This window comes from Serpentinicella sp. ANB-PHB4 (assembly GCF_031432315.1).
Lineage (GTDB): Bacteria > Bacillota > Clostridia > Peptostreptococcales > Natronincolaceae > Serpentinicella.
Genome location: NZ_JAVKGO010000010.1, coordinates 1 through 14,266 on the forward strand (window position 1 = coordinate 1; position 14,266 = coordinate 14,266).

16 protein-coding genes and 1 other annotated feature are annotated in these 14,266 nt (G+C 33.3%); of the genes, 15 read left to right on the plus strand and 1 reads right to left on the minus strand.

The window, feature by feature from the left end:
• Nucleotides 1–81: 81 nt before the first annotated feature.
• From RH915_RS08620 to RH915_RS08650, 7 genes are all read left to right on the plus strand, one after another.
• The gene (locus RH915_RS08620; protein ID WP_310479342.1) at nucleotides 82–222 is read left to right on the plus strand and encodes a hypothetical protein; all 141 of its coding nucleotides are present in this window, start codon (nucleotides 82–84) and stop codon (nucleotides 220–222) included.
• Between the two features lie 76 nt (nucleotides 223–298).
• On the plus strand, nucleotides 299–841 hold the full coding sequence (gene hpt / locus RH915_RS08625; RefSeq protein WP_310479345.1) for a hypoxanthine phosphoribosyltransferase: 543 nt from the start codon (nucleotides 299–301) through the stop codon (nucleotides 839–841).
• Nucleotides 842–967: 126 nt separating this feature from the next.
• Nucleotides 968–1,864, plus strand: coding sequence for a branched-chain amino acid ABC transporter permease (locus RH915_RS08630; protein ID WP_310479347.1), 897 nt, complete (start codon nucleotides 968–970; stop codon nucleotides 1,862–1,864).
• Nucleotide 1,865: 1 nt separating this feature from the next.
• Nucleotides 1,866–2,900, plus strand: a complete 1,035-nt coding sequence (locus RH915_RS08635; protein WP_310479348.1) for a branched-chain amino acid ABC transporter permease — start codon at nucleotides 1,866–1,868, stop codon at nucleotides 2,898–2,900.
• Between the two features lie 23 nt (nucleotides 2,901–2,923).
• Nucleotides 2,924–3,706, plus strand: a complete 783-nt coding sequence (locus tag RH915_RS08640; protein WP_310479349.1) for an ABC transporter ATP-binding protein — start codon at nucleotides 2,924–2,926, stop codon at nucleotides 3,704–3,706.
• 1 nt (nucleotide 3,707) lies between these two features.
• A complete protein-coding gene (locus tag RH915_RS08645) occupies nucleotides 3,708–4,415 on the plus strand; it encodes an ABC transporter ATP-binding protein (protein ID WP_310479351.1) in 708 nt (235 codons plus the stop codon).
• 89 nt (nucleotides 4,416–4,504) lie between these two features.
• Nucleotides 4,505–5,728 (plus strand): ABC transporter substrate-binding protein, encoded by a 1,224-nt coding sequence (locus RH915_RS08650; protein ID WP_310479353.1) that lies wholly within the window; start codon nucleotides 4,505–4,507, stop codon nucleotides 5,726–5,728.
• A gap of 47 nt (nucleotides 5,729–5,775) precedes the next feature.
• On the opposite strand, the gene dapD is transcribed toward RH915_RS08650, so the two are convergent.
• Nucleotides 5,776–6,483 carry a 2,3,4,5-tetrahydropyridine-2,6-dicarboxylate N-acetyltransferase gene (gene dapD / locus RH915_RS08655; protein ID WP_310479354.1) on the minus strand — a complete coding sequence of 236 codons (708 nt, stop codon included), beginning with the start codon at nucleotides 6,481–6,483 and terminating at the stop codon, nucleotides 5,776–5,778.
• Nucleotides 6,484–6,816: 333 nt separating this feature from the next.
• On the opposite strand from dapD, the gene RH915_RS08660 reads away from it, so the two are divergent.
• From RH915_RS08660 to RH915_RS08695, 8 genes are all read left to right on the plus strand, one after another.
• Nucleotides 6,817–7,977 carry a M20 metallopeptidase family protein gene (locus tag RH915_RS08660; RefSeq protein WP_310479355.1) on the plus strand — a complete coding sequence of 387 codons (1,161 nt, stop codon included), beginning with the start codon at nucleotides 6,817–6,819 and terminating at the stop codon, nucleotides 7,975–7,977.
• Nucleotides 7,978–7,993: 16 nt separating this feature from the next.
• On the plus strand, nucleotides 7,994–8,926 hold the full coding sequence (locus tag RH915_RS08665) for a type II CAAX endopeptidase family protein (protein WP_310479356.1): 933 nt from the start codon (nucleotides 7,994–7,996) through the stop codon (nucleotides 8,924–8,926).
• A 76-nt stretch (nucleotides 8,927–9,002) separates the two neighbouring features.
• Nucleotides 9,003–9,176 (plus strand): small, acid-soluble spore protein, alpha/beta type, encoded by a 174-nt coding sequence (locus RH915_RS08670; protein ID WP_310479357.1) that lies wholly within the window; start codon nucleotides 9,003–9,005, stop codon nucleotides 9,174–9,176.
• Nucleotides 9,177–9,277: 101 nt separating this feature from the next.
• The gene (locus tag RH915_RS08675; RefSeq protein WP_310479358.1) at nucleotides 9,278–9,478 is read left to right on the plus strand and encodes a cold-shock protein; all 201 of its coding nucleotides are present in this window, start codon (nucleotides 9,278–9,280) and stop codon (nucleotides 9,476–9,478) included.
• 370 nt (nucleotides 9,479–9,848) lie between these two features.
• On the plus strand, nucleotides 9,849–10,727 hold the full coding sequence (hslO, locus tag RH915_RS08680) for an Hsp33 family molecular chaperone HslO (protein WP_310479359.1): 879 nt from the start codon (nucleotides 9,849–9,851) through the stop codon (nucleotides 10,725–10,727).
• A gap of 200 nt (nucleotides 10,728–10,927) precedes the next feature.
• Nucleotides 10,928–11,157, plus strand: a binding site (T-box leader).
• Between the two features lie 54 nt (nucleotides 11,158–11,211).
• Complete coding sequence (ilvN, locus tag RH915_RS08685; protein ID WP_310479360.1) at nucleotides 11,212–11,685, plus strand: acetolactate synthase small subunit; 474 nt, start codon at nucleotides 11,212–11,214, stop codon at nucleotides 11,683–11,685.
• A 34-nt stretch (nucleotides 11,686–11,719) separates the two neighbouring features.
• On the plus strand, nucleotides 11,720–12,709 hold the full coding sequence (ilvC, locus tag RH915_RS08690) for a ketol-acid reductoisomerase (protein WP_310479364.1): 990 nt from the start codon (nucleotides 11,720–11,722) through the stop codon (nucleotides 12,707–12,709).
• A 32-nt stretch (nucleotides 12,710–12,741) separates the two neighbouring features.
• Nucleotides 12,742–14,265 (plus strand): 2-isopropylmalate synthase, encoded by a 1,524-nt coding sequence (locus tag RH915_RS08695; RefSeq protein WP_310479365.1) that lies wholly within the window; start codon nucleotides 12,742–12,744, stop codon nucleotides 14,263–14,265.
• The last annotated feature ends 1 nt before the right edge of the window (nucleotide 14,266 follow it).

Consider the following 14,266-nt stretch of genomic DNA (forward strand, 5'->3'; position numbering starts at 1 on the left):
AAAGTTAATAAAACAAGTTTAAAAAACTAAGAAAACAAGAGTAAATGTAAGAAAAAACAAGATTATATAGGGAGGAAGTTCATGTCAAATAATTTGCTAATTGTAATAATTGTTATTTTCCTTATTATTTTAGTATCATTACAATATTCTTTAAATAAAATTATTGTCATATTAAAAGAGCTAAAAGATATTTTATACCAGCTTAATGGTAAACAAAGATGATTTAAGAAATTGACAAAGCTATGTCGTATAAATTACAATAAAGAAAGCATTACATATAAGACAATGGAGGATTATTATGGACATAGAAAAAAAGGTATGGGAAGTACTTTGCTCAGAAGAGAGTATAAAAGGAAGACTAAATGAACTAGGTACACAGTTAACACAGGATTATAAAGAAAAAAAATTATATGTTATTTCCTTATTAAAGGGTAGTTTTATTTTTGCAGCAGACTTAGTTAGAGAAATTAAAACACCAGTTAAAGTAAATTTTATTACTACGTCTAGCTATGGTCATTCGCTAGAGTCAACTGGCAGCGTTAAAATCGTTGCAGATATTGAAGACGATTTAACAGGCTATGATGTGTTAGTAGTGGATGACATAACAGACTCTGGGCTAACTATGAAGTATGTAATAGATCATTTAAAGAAAAAAAATGCTGCTAGCGTGAAAAGTTGTGTATTATTAGATAAACCTGAAAGAAGACAAGTAAAAATTGAACCTGACTATGTTGGTTTTACTATTCCAGACAAATTTGTAGTAGGTTATGGGTTGAACTATGGTGACTATTATCGTAATATCCCTTATGTTTTCGCTGTAACCGATCAAGATAGAATCTAATTTAAATATAGCTTCTAGAAGAATTCCTTAATGTTAAGGGATTCTTTTTATTTTTTGTTATAAATAATGCTTTTTTAACAAAAGATAACATTAAATATTGGTGATTTTCTGAGGAGGTATATATTAATGACTACGTTTTTACAAAATGTTATTGCTGGTATTGAAACAGGAAGTCTATATGCACTAGCGGCATTAGGCGTTGTTCTAATATACAGAGTATCTAGCGTAACTAACTTTGCACAGGGTGAAATGGCAATGCTAAGTAGTTTTGTTGCTTATACACTTTGGAAAAATCTATCTTTTATAATGGGCGGCGGAGATTTGACATATATAGTTGCCTTTATTGGGGCATTGATTTTTGCTATGTTATTTGGCTATTTAGTAGAAAGAATCTTTATAAGACCTGCTTTAAGAGGATCATTAGTAGGAAAAATGATTATTACTTTAGGGCTTATTATGATTGTAAACGGTACAGCTAGAGCAATCTTTGGAACAGACACCCATGCTATGAGAAGAGCGATAACAAGACCAAGCTTTTATATAGGTAATTTATTAATTCGTCCCAATGCGTATTTTATTATTTTTCTTACTTTAATTATTATGTTTATATTGTTTTATTTGATTAGAAACACAATATTTGGCGTGGCAATTCGAGCTACTGCTGAGAATGAAACAACTGCGAGACTGATGGGGATACCAACAAAAAAGATTTCATCGGCTTCGTGGATCATAGCGACTGTTTTAGGTGCAATTGCTGGTATATTAATTGCTCCAGCAACAAATGTGCATACTAATATGATGGCAGATGTTCATCTGAAATCTTTTATAGCAGCAGTTCTTGGTGGATTTACTTCATTTGTAGGGCCAGTAATTGGCGGTTTAATAATAGGAATCATGGATAATTTAGTAGGCTATTATATTTCTTCAAAGTGGCGGACAGTTATCGTATATGGTTTTCTTATTTTAATTTTAGTTATTAAGCCAGCAGGGTTGTTTGGAAAAGTAACAAGAAAGAAGGTGTAGTATGGCTGGATTAAATAGTGATATAAAAACAGCATCAAAAAGTAGCATTTTAAAAAGAAGACCTGGCAGTTATGTAATTGTTGGTATGATTTTTTTACTCATCCCAATTATTAATCTGATAAACCCAATTTTTGCTCACTCTACTATGACATTGCTAAACCGTGTTGTTATTTTTTCCATTGCAGCTTTAGGATTTAATATTTTATTAGGGTATTCAGGTCAAGTGTCCTTAGGGCATGGGGCATTTATGGGATTAGGCGCATATATATCAGCATATCTAACGATGCGACTGGAGCTTCCCTTTTTACTTGCATTATTTTTAGCTGGTGTTATTCCAATGATATTAGGCATCGGTTTAGGACTAGTTGCATTACGATTGGAGAGGTTATACTTAGCCATTGCTACTTTGGGACTAGGTGTGACGATTCAACATGTATTTTTAGAGTGGACAGAATTTACAAATGGACACGCCGGGCTAAGAAGAATACCGATACCATCAATTTTAGGATTTAGTTTCCGGCAAAGAGAATACTACTTGATTATGTCTACAATCATACTAGTTTGCTTAGCTATTTTTGCATATAACTTTATCCACTCAAAAACAGGACGCGCTTTAGTAGCCATGAGAGATAGTGAGCACGCGTCTCAAGCTATGGGAATTAGTTTGTTTAGGTATAAGCTAATAGCTTTTTCTTTGAGTACATTTTATGTTGGGATTGCAGGTTCTCTATATGCTCACCTGTTTAGGTATATTGAACCTGGAACCTGGGGTGCTGAGCTATCCCTTGATTTATTAGCAATGGTTGTAATCGGTGGAATAGCATCCATAGGAGGAAGTATAGTTGGAGCAGCGTTTATACAAGTACTTCCTAGAGTTATGCAAAATGTACCGCTCCTTAGAGGAATATCAAATATAAATTTTATATTAACAGGTATTGCCTTAATCCTTGTTATTATATATTTTCCCCAGGGGATTATTAGACAATTTGTAAAGCTTTGGAACAAATTAACCTATAAGAAATCAGTTTCTAAGTAGTAGAGCGACTGAGGAGGATGAGCATGAGTATATTACAGGTGAAAGATCTATCGATTAGCTTTGGTGGATTAAAGGCTGTTGATAATGTAACATTTGAGGTTCAAGAAAAAAGTATTTACGGTTTAATTGGACCAAATGGTGCTGGTAAAACAACAATATTTAATTGTATTAGTCGGTTTTATACGCCTGACGAGGGAAAGGTGATTTTCACACCAGGTGGTGATCGTTCAATAAATTTATTAGATTATCCCGTTTATAAAGTAATTAATAAAGGATTAGCTAGGACGTTTCAAAATGTTGAGCTATTCAAAATGATGTCTGTCATAGAAAACATTGTGGTAGGACAACACAGCCATATACAAACCAACTTTTTAATTGAAGGCTTTAAACTCCCAAAAGTTAAGCGGGAAGAAGAAAGAGTAAAGTCAAAAGCAATTGAGATAATGAAATTTCTAGGTCTGTCAGGCATAGAGAATGAATCAGCAGCAGCCCAATCTTATGGCACACAAAAACTAATAGAGTTAGCCAGAGCACTTGTATCAGAGCCAAAATTAATTATTTTAGATGAGCCCGCTGCAGGCATGAATAGTACAGAAACGAAAGAACTAGCAAAATTAATTAGAAAAATAAGAGATAAATTTGGTACAACTATTTTATTAGTGGAACATGATATGGGGCTAGTAATGGATATTTGTGAAAGAATATGTGCAATAAATTTTGGGAAAAAAATTGCTGAGGGAACACCAAAGGAGATACAAAATAATCCAACCGTACAAGAAGCTTATCTTGGAAAGGAGGATGCATAAAATGCTCAGTATAAAGGATTTAGATGTGTATTATGGATATGTTCACGCATTAAAAAAAGTGACAATGGATATCCCACAAGGAAAGATAGTTGCATTACTTGGAGCAAATGGAGCAGGGAAAACAACAACATTAAAGGCAATATCAGGCTTAGTACAAATGAAAAATGGCAGCATTGTTTTAGAAGAAAAACATCTGAAAAATATGCCTGTAGAAAAAATAGTTTCACTAGGAATTGTTCAATCTCCTGAAGGGAGGCAAATCTTTTCTGCTTTAACTGTTGAAGATAATTTAAAAATAGGAACCTATACCCTAAAAGACAAGAAAAATACAAAGTCTCTCTATGATAGGGTATACTCATACTTTCCTAGACTTGGGGAAAGAAAAAGTCAGGTGGCAGGAACATTATCTGGGGGAGAACAGCAAATGCTCGCAATAGGAAGAGCGCTTATGGCAAAACCTAAGATTCTTTTACTAGATGAACCATCATTAGGTTTAGCACCATTAATAGTTAAAAATATTTTCTCAATTATAAAAGATATTAATAAGGAAGGCACAACAATTTTATTAGTTGAACAAAATGCAGTACAAGCACTGTCAATTGCCCACTATGGCTATATTTTAGAGACGGGTAAAATTGTTCATCATGGACAGGCAAAAGACTTGAGACACGATGAAAAAGTGATACAGGCATACTTAGGAGGGCAATAAATTAATTTAATTCCGGTTTATTTTGCACACGAAACTAAAGTTAATAAAAATATTGTAAAATAGAAAACTATTATGAGGAGGAATGACCAATGTTTTTGAATGTCAAGCGTAGAAAAACGATACTAATATGTTTACTGATTTTAGTAGTTATCATCACAGTAATAGGTTGTGGACAAGACACAGAGGGAACAGATGGATATGCTCAAGGGGTAACTGACGATCAAATAAAAATTGGAACAATAGGTGTAATGTCCGGTCCATTATCCTTTATTGGAGCACCTTACTTTCAAGGTATGGAAGCATATTTAAAAATGATAAATGATGATGGTGGTGTAAATGGTAGAACCATACAACTTTTTAAAGAAGATGATGAATTTGATCCAGGACAAGCAATAGCATCAGCAGAGCGACTAGTATATGATGAAAATGTATTTGCTATTGTTGGACAATTAGGTACACCTGGCGTAATGGCAACAGCCGAAATCGTTGAACAAGAGGGCATGCCATCTGTTTATTTTGGATCAGGTGCAGCGGAACTAACGGAACTTGGTGAAAACTTTTTTCCTGTACAACCTAATTATGTTTACGAAGGAATGTTAATGTCAAAGTACGCAATCGACTATTTTGAAGCAGAATCTATTGCTGTATTATATAGCAATGATGATGTTGGTAATGAGGGTATTATTGGTATAAGGGAAGGGCTAGATGAGCTTGGAAAAAGAGATTTACTAACGCTGGAAAGACCATTTAATCCTGAAGATACAGACTTTACAACAGATATGCTACGAACAATTGAAGCGGATCCCGACTTAGTTATTGTTTTTGGGTTATCGAATAGTGTGGCTAATATCCTATCTAATGCAGAGGAATATAACGTAAATGTACCTATGCTTACAACGTATTCAAATGCTGATGCTTCATTTTTAGTTTTAGCATCAGATAGAGCACCAGTAGCAGTTGAAAATGTTCATGTTATGGGCTGGTTAGATGTTGAAGAAGAAAAATTAGAACCTTTAATCAATGCAATGGAAACTTATTTCCCTCAAGGAAATCCATTCAATGCCTACACGATGGCAGGCTGGGTTGCAGCTGAGACATTCGTTGCAGGCTTACGAGAAGCTGGAGATGATTTAACCTGGGAAGGATATATAAATGCAATGGATAATCTTCACTTCACAGAGGGATTAGCACCAGAAATCTCTTTTGCCCCAGGCGAAAGGCAGGGTGTAACAATGATGGCAATAAGTGAAGTAGTTAGAGATGATGATGGCAACTACATGTTCCAGACAGTAACAGACTTTAATGAATTTTAATCAAAGCCAGTTCTTATGAACTGGCTTTAATGTATATTAGAATTCTCCTATCGCAGATCTTCTAAAAGTTGAACTTTATCGTTGGTTTTGTTATCTTTAGTTTTAATAATTTTAGCGGGGGTCCCAGCGACAACTGTATTTGGACGAATATCCTTTGTTACTACAGAACCTGCACCAATAACAGCACCTTTACCAATGACAACACCTTCAAGAACTACAACATTAGCACCAATAAATACATTGTCTTCAATTACAACAGATTTACTGCTCGGGGGTTCTAAAACACCAGCAATTACCGTTCCGGCGCCAACATGCACGTTTTTTCCTATTATTGCTCTAGCGCCAATAACACAATTCATATCGATCATAGTATTTTGCCCAATTGTTGCTCCTATATTAATGACCGCGCCCATCATAATTACAACATTTTTTTGGATTATAACCCCTTCCCTTATTACAGCACCAGGCTCAATTCTTGCATTTAGCTCAAGTAAGTTTAGTAAAGGAATTGCTGAGTTTTTACGGTCGAATTCCAAGTGGTAATGTTCAATTGTATTTTTATTTTTATCAAGAATCTCCTTTATTTCATTAAATTCACCAATCAAAATCCAAAAAGAATTAGAACCAAATGATTTAACACTTAAATCGAATGGTTTATTTATATAACCTTGGATGTACGCTTTTATTGGTGTTGTTTTTTTTGCGTCCTTAATGTACTTGGCAATTGCTTTGGGGTCTTGAATATCAATAGGCATAAATCTCATTCCTTTCAATCATTTTTTATACAGCGTCCTATAGACGAAAACTTTCAATAGGGTTTCAACTGACTCATAATAAATTTATGACTGAAAACAGATAATAATCCTAGATTTTAAAAAATATTAATGAAATGTCACTTAAAAAGGATTTAAGTAGTGTCCATTAGGGTTTATTCACCCACAATTTTTTATATAATTCATATCTACTTTAATTATGTACTCTAAAGTTTTTTTATAGTAATTATGCAATTTCCTCTAGTAAGAAGTTGAATTTATTGTTATTAAACTATAAAATTAGTTATACGTATTTACAATGAAAGGATTGATACTATGTTCAGCACAAAAATAGAGCATCTAGGAGAACTAATAAAGAATGTAAGACAGGACTTACATAAAATACCTGAAATCGCTTTTGAGGAATTCAAAACAGCATTATACATAGAACAATTTTTAAAAGACTTGGGTGTTTCCTTTGAAAAGGGTATTGTAGGTACAGGAATTCTAGTTTCTTTCAAAGGCGTTAGCCCAACAAAAACCATATGCTTTAGAGCAGATATGGATGCACTGGATGTTGAAGAGCAAAATGATGTTAGTTATAAATCTCAGCACAATAAAAGAATGCATGCTTGTGGACATGATGGACATATGGCCATATTGTTAGGTTTAGCAAAATTTTTAAAAGATCATGAGGATAGGATTAAAGATAATATTATTTTGTTATTTCAGCCAGCGGAAGAGGGACCAGGGGGCGCAGCACCTATAATAGATAATGGGATTCTAAAAAAGTATGGCGTGAGTGAAATTTATGGACTACATTTATTTCCAAATATAAGTGAAGGGAAATTTGGCGTTAAAAAAGGACCTATGATGTCACAAACAGGGGAATTTGACATTTTGATAAAAGGTAAAAGTGGACATGGGGCAATGCCTCATACTGCGTTAGATAGTATAGTAATCGCATCTGAAATGGTAATAGGATTACAGTCAATAATTAGTCGAACTGTTAACCCAATTGAACCAGCCGTACTTACTATAGGTAGAATAGATGGGGGAGAAATAAGAAACGTTATTGCAAAACAAGTAAAGCTAGAGGGAACAATTAGAACTTTTAGTCAAGAAGTATATGACTTAATTAAAGGTAAAATAAATGACTTTAAAAAAGGCTATGAGACCAGTTACGGATGTACTATAGAAGTAATATTTAGAGATATGTATCCAGCAGTTATTAATGATGAAACATTAACCCAATGTTTTATAGATGCCCAAAATGAAGGAACCGTTGAAATTATTGACCCAATTATGCTAGCGGAGGACTTTTCATATTATCAAAAGGAAATACCGGGAGTATTCTTCTTTTTAGGTACAAAAAATGAAAGTAAAGGATATACATATCCTTTACATAATGGCGCCTTTAATTTTGATGAGAAAGTTCTCCAGGTAGGGTTAGATGGTTTTGTTAAGATACTAATACAACGTGGTGCTCTAGTTTAGTCTAAGGAGTGAAAAAATGGAAAAAAAGTTAAAGGTATTAGATGGCAATATACTGTACGTAATAAGTGCATTAATATTTCTGTTTATAGGGATGTTTTTACATTTTGAAGATGAACGTATTGGGTTAATCATGATACAAGTTTTTGTTGTCTTAATTCCTCCAATAATATATTTAAAATTAAAAGGCTTGAGTGTAAAAAAAATAATGCGATTTAATAAATTAAGAGGAAAACATAGTTTCTTAATTGTATGTATAACCATTTTGATGTATCCCGCAGCTATGTTAGGAAATATGCTTTTATTAATAATTCTTAGTTTGTTTGGTGAACTTCATCCTCCTCAAATACCAACAGCAGAAAATGTTGGGGAGTACGTTATTTTGATGCTAATTGTTTCGATCACAGCAGGTATTTGTGAAGAAGTATTCTTCAGAGGTTTCATGCTTAGAGCTTATGAATCAATAGGAAAAAGAAAGGCAATTATTTTTACTGCGGTTTTATTTGGGATGTTTCATTTTAATTTATACAACTTATTTGGACCTATTGTACTAGGCTTAGTGTTTGGATACCTTGTTTACTTAACTAATTCTATATATGCTGGAATTATTGGTCATATAGTAAATAATGGATTTGCTATGACTTTAGCCTTTGCCATTAATGTATTTTCATCGAACACCCAAGGGGATATAGTTGCTGAACCGGAAATATCAGTAACTTTAAGTCTAATTGTTACATTTATATTTTTCAGTATAATAGCCTCCTTTACCGGCTATTTAGCTTATCAGCTAATAAAAACGATCAAAAAGGATTTGGCCCATGAATTAAATAAAGAATTTGAAGTAGTAGAAAAAAAGACTAGATTTTGGGAGTTTACTCCATTACTTATTGTAATTTTTATATTTGCTTTTGTATCTTCATTTCAAATAAGGCAAATTCTTAATATGTTGTAATAAGAAGATAAAAATCTGTTAATGAAATGAATAAACTGCTTATACAGCGTACATAATAACCATAGGAGGTCATGCTATGGTTAGGAAAAAAACAAAAGAAATTACCCCTGACTTAAGAATGAAGTATGAAATAGCCACTGAATTAGACCTGCTAGACAAAGTAATGAAGTTTGGGTGGGGAGGCTTAACTGCAAAAGAAACCGGTCGTATAGGGGGAATTATGACAGCTAGGAAAAAGAAAAAAAAGTAAATATTGTTGACAGCTGTGTTGTAGCATGATACACTAAAAAAGAAATAAAGGTGTGATATACATACTTTTATAAAATTAAGTTTTTAGGAGGAATTTGTAAGATGGAAAATGGTACTGTAAAATGGTTCAACGCTGAAAAAGGATTTGGATTTATTTCAAGAGAAAATGGTGAAGATGTATTTGTACATTTCTCAGCAATCACTATGGATGGTTTCAAAACTCTTGAAGAAGGACAACAAGTTCAGTTCGAAATCGTTCAAGGCGAAAAAGGACCACAAGCTACAAACGTAACAAGAGCATAATAGAAACGTAGTTATGAACGTAACTGCATCCCTAATGGGATTAATATAAAGATTATTCTTTATGATTTAAAACAAGTTAGTAAGCTAACTTGTTTTTTTTATATAGTAGGAAAGGTCTACTTACCTACTATATAAAAAAATGGTTTGGCTGCATAGCGTCCTCTTTTCTTATACTGAAAGTGTACTCACACAGCTTACCTGTCTTAAAAAGAAACCTAAAATAACAGAGTGAAAGTGACACTAACTACTTTTTTATAGTTATTTTATCATATATGTATAAAAAGAATACAATTGAACCTAAATATAACAATAGTATCTTAGTTGTAGATACATTATAAACTAAATAATATGTAAAAGAGAGGAGAAGAACATGAAAAATACGGTATTAAGAGCAACTGCAGGTCAAGGTAGTATACGAATATTTGTTGCAAATACAACGAACATGGTTGAAAAAGCTAGAAAAACGCATATGGCATCACCTGTAGCAATAGCCGCATTAGGAAGAACCTTAACTGCAACATCTATTATGGGTTTAATGTTAAAAAAAGATGGAGAAAAAATAACAGTCAAAATAGATGGCAAAGGACCATTAGGCCCAATTGTTGTTGTAAGTGATCATTTAGGGCAAGTAAAAGGATATGTTTCACATCCACAAGTGAAAGGGAGTAATATTAGACCTGGCAAACTAAATGTGGGTGAAGCTGTGGGGAATAAAGGAAATATAACAGTTATAAAAGATCTTGGTCTAAGAGAGCCATATAGAGGGACATATGAACTTGTGAGTGGTGAAATTGGCGAAGATTTTGCTGCTTATTTTCTACATTCTGAACAACAACCTTCAGCAGTTGCATTAGGAGTACTAGTAGATCGGGATTATTCTATCAAAGCGTCTGGTGGTTTTATTTTGCAGGTATTACCAAATGCAAAAATAGAAGTGATTAGTAAATTAGAAGAAAAACTAAGTAAATTAGAACCAATCACAGTACTAATGGAAAAAGGGATGAGTGAAGAAGATATACTACATCATGTATTAGGGGACATGGATGTAAAAATATTAGAACGAAATGAAATCGATTTTGTATGTGATTGTAATGCTGAAAGATTTGAAAGAGGTTTAATTAGTTTAGGAAAAAAAGAACTAAAAGAAATAATAGAAGAAGACAAGGGTGCGGAATTACAGTGTCATTTTTGTAATGAAAAATATTATTTTGATGAAGAAAATCTTAAAGGATTACTAAGTAGAATATAATGATCAATACTAGCATATAATGATTTAAGTTTTTTATATGCTAATATAGGGTTAATATCATAATAATTAATGAGTTAGCATGGCTAACTCATTTTATTTATAATTTTTTTTATTGTTTAAAACTTTAGAATTTTCTAAAAATATATTGACATTATAGAATTTGCTTGTTAAAATACATTAAATACTTAAATAATTTCGACAAAAAAATGATGATGGAGACAGGTATTTTAATAAAAACAGTCACAGAGAGTCGATGGTTGGTGAAAATCGGCACTGTTATAAAATACAAATCACTCCTGAATTATATCTCTGAACCAAAGTAAGAGATGATCGGTAGCAACGTTATAGCTAAGACTTTAAATCTCAAAGTGGTTTTTGTTAACACAAAAACAAATTAGGGTGGTAACGCGTGTTAATCCTCGTCCCTGCAATTTTATGCAGGGGCGTTTTATTTTTTAAAAATACATAATGGGGGAGTGATAATATGAATAAACATGTTCTTTCAGTATTAGTGGAAAACCAGTCAGGTGTACTTAGTAGAGTAGCAGGATTATTTAGTCGTCGGGGATATAATATTGACAGCTTATCAGTAGGAGAAACAGAAAACCCAAAAATTTCAAGAATGACAATTGCAGTTCGTGCGGATGCGTTAATATTAGAACAAATTATAAAGCAGTTAAGCAAACTTGTGGATGTTTTAAAAGTAGTTGAGCTAAAACCAGAAGAGTCCGTATATAGAGAACTTGCATTAATTAAAGTAGAAGCAGATTTTGAAAACAGATCTTCAATTATTGAAGTTGTTGCAGTTTTTAGAGCAAAGGTAATTGATGTGTCTAAAGAAACACTTACAGTAGAAATAACAGGTGATAGGCAAAAAATTTCAGCCTTTATTGAAGTAATGACGAGTTATGGAGTCAAAGAAATTGTCAGAACAGGGCTTACAGCACTGGGAAGATAAAAATATATTATTTTAAAAAATAGGGGGAATAAAAATGGCAAAATTATATTATGAGAAAGATTGTAACTTAGATTTATTAAAAGGAAAAACAGTAGCAGTAATTGGTTATGGAAGTCAAGGTCATGCCCATGCTTTAAACTTACATGAATCAGGTGTGGATGTAATTGTTGGTTTATATGAAGGAAGTAAATCATGGAAATTAGCAGAAGAGGCAGGATTAAAAGTTGCTGTAGCCGCTGATGCCGCAGCAAAAGCCGATGTAATCATGATTCTTGTAAACGATGAAAAACAAGCACAAATTTATAAGGAAAGCGTTGCACCTAACTTAAAAGCAGGTAAGTCTTTAGTATTTGCCCATGGGTTCAATATTCACTATGCACAAATTGTACCACCAGAGGATGTAAATGTATTTATGGTAGCACCTAAAGGGCCAGGTCATACTGTTAGAATGCAGTTTGAAGAAGGTAAAGGCGTTCCTTGTTTAATTGCTATTTATCAAGATGTTTCAGGAGATGCAAAAGATCTAGCTTTAGCTTATGCAGCAGGAGTTGGTGGAGCAAGAGCAGGGATTCTTGAAACAACTTTTAAAGAAGAAACGGAAACAGACTTATTTGGAGAGCAAGCAGTATTATGTGGTGGGGTATCTGAGTTAATTAAAACAGGTTTTGAAGTTTTAGTAGAAGCGGGATATCAACCAGAAAGTGCATACTTTGAGTGTCTACACGAGATGAAGTTAATTGTCGATATGATCAATCAAGGTGGATTAGAATATATGAGATATTCTATTAGTGATACTGCAGAGTACGGTGATTATTCAGTAGGTAAAAGAATTATAACAGATGAAACAAAACAAGAAATGAGAAAGGTACTAAGTGAAGTTCAAGATGGAACCTTTGCAAGAAATTGGATTTTAGAGAATCAATCAAATAGAGCGGCATTTACAGCAAGAAGAAGAATTGAAAAAGACCACCAAATCGAAGAAGTTGGTAGAGAGTTAAGAAAAATGATGAGTTGGTCTAAATAGTATTTAGTGTTAAAAAAAAAGGGGTTTTAATGATGGGGAGAAAAATCAAAATTTTTGATACTACACTAAGAGATGGAGAGCAATCTCCAGGTTGTAGCATGAATTTAAACGAAAAAATAAAAGTAGCCAAACAACTAGAAAAAATGGGTGTGGATGTGATTGAGGCAGGTTTTGCTATCGCATCCCCTGGAGATTTTGCTTCTGTTAGTGCTATTGCAAGAACAGTAAAAAATTCAGTAGTAGCAAGTTTATGTAGAGCTCTCCCAAAAGATATAGATAAGGCTTATGAAGCTGTAAAAGAAGCAGAACAGCCTAGAATACATACTTTTATTGCTACTTCCGATATCCATATGAAATATAAATTAAAGTCTAGTAAAGAAGAAGTATTAGAAAGAGCCGTAAACATGGTTAAGTATGCTAAAAAATACTGTAGTGATATTGAGTTTTCAGCTGAGGACGCTTCAAGAAGTAATCCGGAATTTCTTTATAAAATATTTGAAGAAGTAATAAAAGCAGGAGCCACAGTAATCAATGTACCAGATACAGTGGGATATACTACACCAGATGAATACTACAACCTTATTAAAGGGATCCGAGAGAATGTTCCTAATGTAGATAAAGCTGAAATCTCAGTGCACTGCCATAATGATTTAGGAATGGCAGTAGCCAATACATTAGCAGCAGCAAGAGCAGGAGCTACACAACTTGAATGTACAATTAATGGTATTGGTGAAAGAGCTGGAAATGCCGCTATGGAAGAACTAGTGATGGCCATTAATACAAGAAAAGATTTTTATGCCTTAAGTACAAACATAGATACCACACAAATTTATCCAGCTAGTCAGTTAATAACTAAAATCACTGGAATGAAAGTACAGCATAACAAAGCAATTGTAGGGAAAAATGCTTTTGCACATGAATCTGGTATACATCAACATGGAATGTTAGCCAATGCTAGCACTTATGAAATAATGACCCCAGAGTCTATTGGACTTTCAAAAAATAATATTGTCTTAGGTAAACATTCCGGCCGACATGCTTTTGAAAATAGGTTAAATGAGTTGGGATACAATCTTAATACAAAACAAATAGACAGAATATTCAATGATTTCAAAGTCTTAGCAGATAAGAAAAAAGCTATTTTCGATAAAGATTTAGAGGCATTAGTACAAGAAAAAGTTATTGAAGTAGAAGAAACACTTAAACTCCAACAGTTTACGATTAATTGTGGAAATACAATCACATCTACTGCGACGATAAATGTTTTAAATAATGGAAATGAAGTAGAGGAAGTATCCCTTGGACATGGGCCAGTAGATGCAGCTTTTAAAGCAATTGATAAAGTATTAGATGGTAGCTTTACTTTAGATGATTATGCATTAAACTCTGTTACTGAAGGAGAAGATGCACAGGGTGAAGCAACGGTTAAAATAAAGCGCTATGGACGCTTGTATACTGGGCGCGGATTAAGTACAGATGTTGTTGAGGCAAGTATAAAAGCGTATATAAATGCGGTTAACAAAATGTTAAACGATATAGAAGGGCAGGAAGGGTGAG

Bases quoted from the DNA above. Each gene is read 5' to 3' on its own strand.
- RH915_RS08630 (WP_310479347.1), top strand. From the start codon at position 968: ATGACTACGTTTTTACAAAATGTTATTGCTGGTATTGAAACAGGAAGT.
- RH915_RS08660 (WP_310479355.1), top strand. From the start codon at position 6,817: ATGTTCAGCACAAAAATAGAGCATCTAGGAGAACTAATAAAGAATGTA.
- hslO (WP_310479359.1), top strand. From the start codon at position 9,849: ATGAAAAATACGGTATTAAGAGCAACTGCAGGTCAAGGTAGTATACGA.
- RH915_RS08650 (WP_310479353.1), top strand. From the start codon at position 4,505: ATGTTTTTGAATGTCAAGCGTAGAAAAACGATACTAATATGTTTACTG.
- RH915_RS08645 (WP_310479351.1), top strand. From the start codon at position 3,708: ATGCTCAGTATAAAGGATTTAGATGTGTATTATGGATATGTTCACGCA.
- dapD (WP_310479354.1), bottom strand. From the start codon at position 6,483: ATGCCTATTGATATTCAAGACCCCAAAGCAATTGCCAAGTACATTAAG.
- RH915_RS08640 (WP_310479349.1), top strand. From the start codon at position 2,924: ATGAGTATATTACAGGTGAAAGATCTATCGATTAGCTTTGGTGGATTA.
- RH915_RS08695 (WP_310479365.1), top strand. From the start codon at position 12,742: ATGGGGAGAAAAATCAAAATTTTTGATACTACACTAAGAGATGGAGAG.
- RH915_RS08670 (WP_310479357.1), top strand. From the start codon at position 9,003: ATGGTTAGGAAAAAAACAAAAGAAATTACCCCTGACTTAAGAATGAAG.
- RH915_RS08665 (WP_310479356.1), top strand. From the start codon at position 7,994: ATGGAAAAAAAGTTAAAGGTATTAGATGGCAATATACTGTACGTAATA.
- RH915_RS08620 (WP_310479342.1), top strand. From the start codon at position 82: ATGTCAAATAATTTGCTAATTGTAATAATTGTTATTTTCCTTATTATT.
- RH915_RS08635 (WP_310479348.1), top strand. From the start codon at position 1,866: ATGGCTGGATTAAATAGTGATATAAAAACAGCATCAAAAAGTAGCATT.
- ilvN (WP_310479360.1), top strand. From the start codon at position 11,212: ATGAATAAACATGTTCTTTCAGTATTAGTGGAAAACCAGTCAGGTGTA.
- hpt (WP_310479345.1), top strand. From the start codon at position 299: ATGGACATAGAAAAAAAGGTATGGGAAGTACTTTGCTCAGAAGAGAGT.
- RH915_RS08675 (WP_310479358.1), top strand. From the start codon at position 9,278: ATGGAAAATGGTACTGTAAAATGGTTCAACGCTGAAAAAGGATTTGGA.
- ilvC (WP_310479364.1), top strand. From the start codon at position 11,720: ATGGCAAAATTATATTATGAGAAAGATTGTAACTTAGATTTATTAAAA.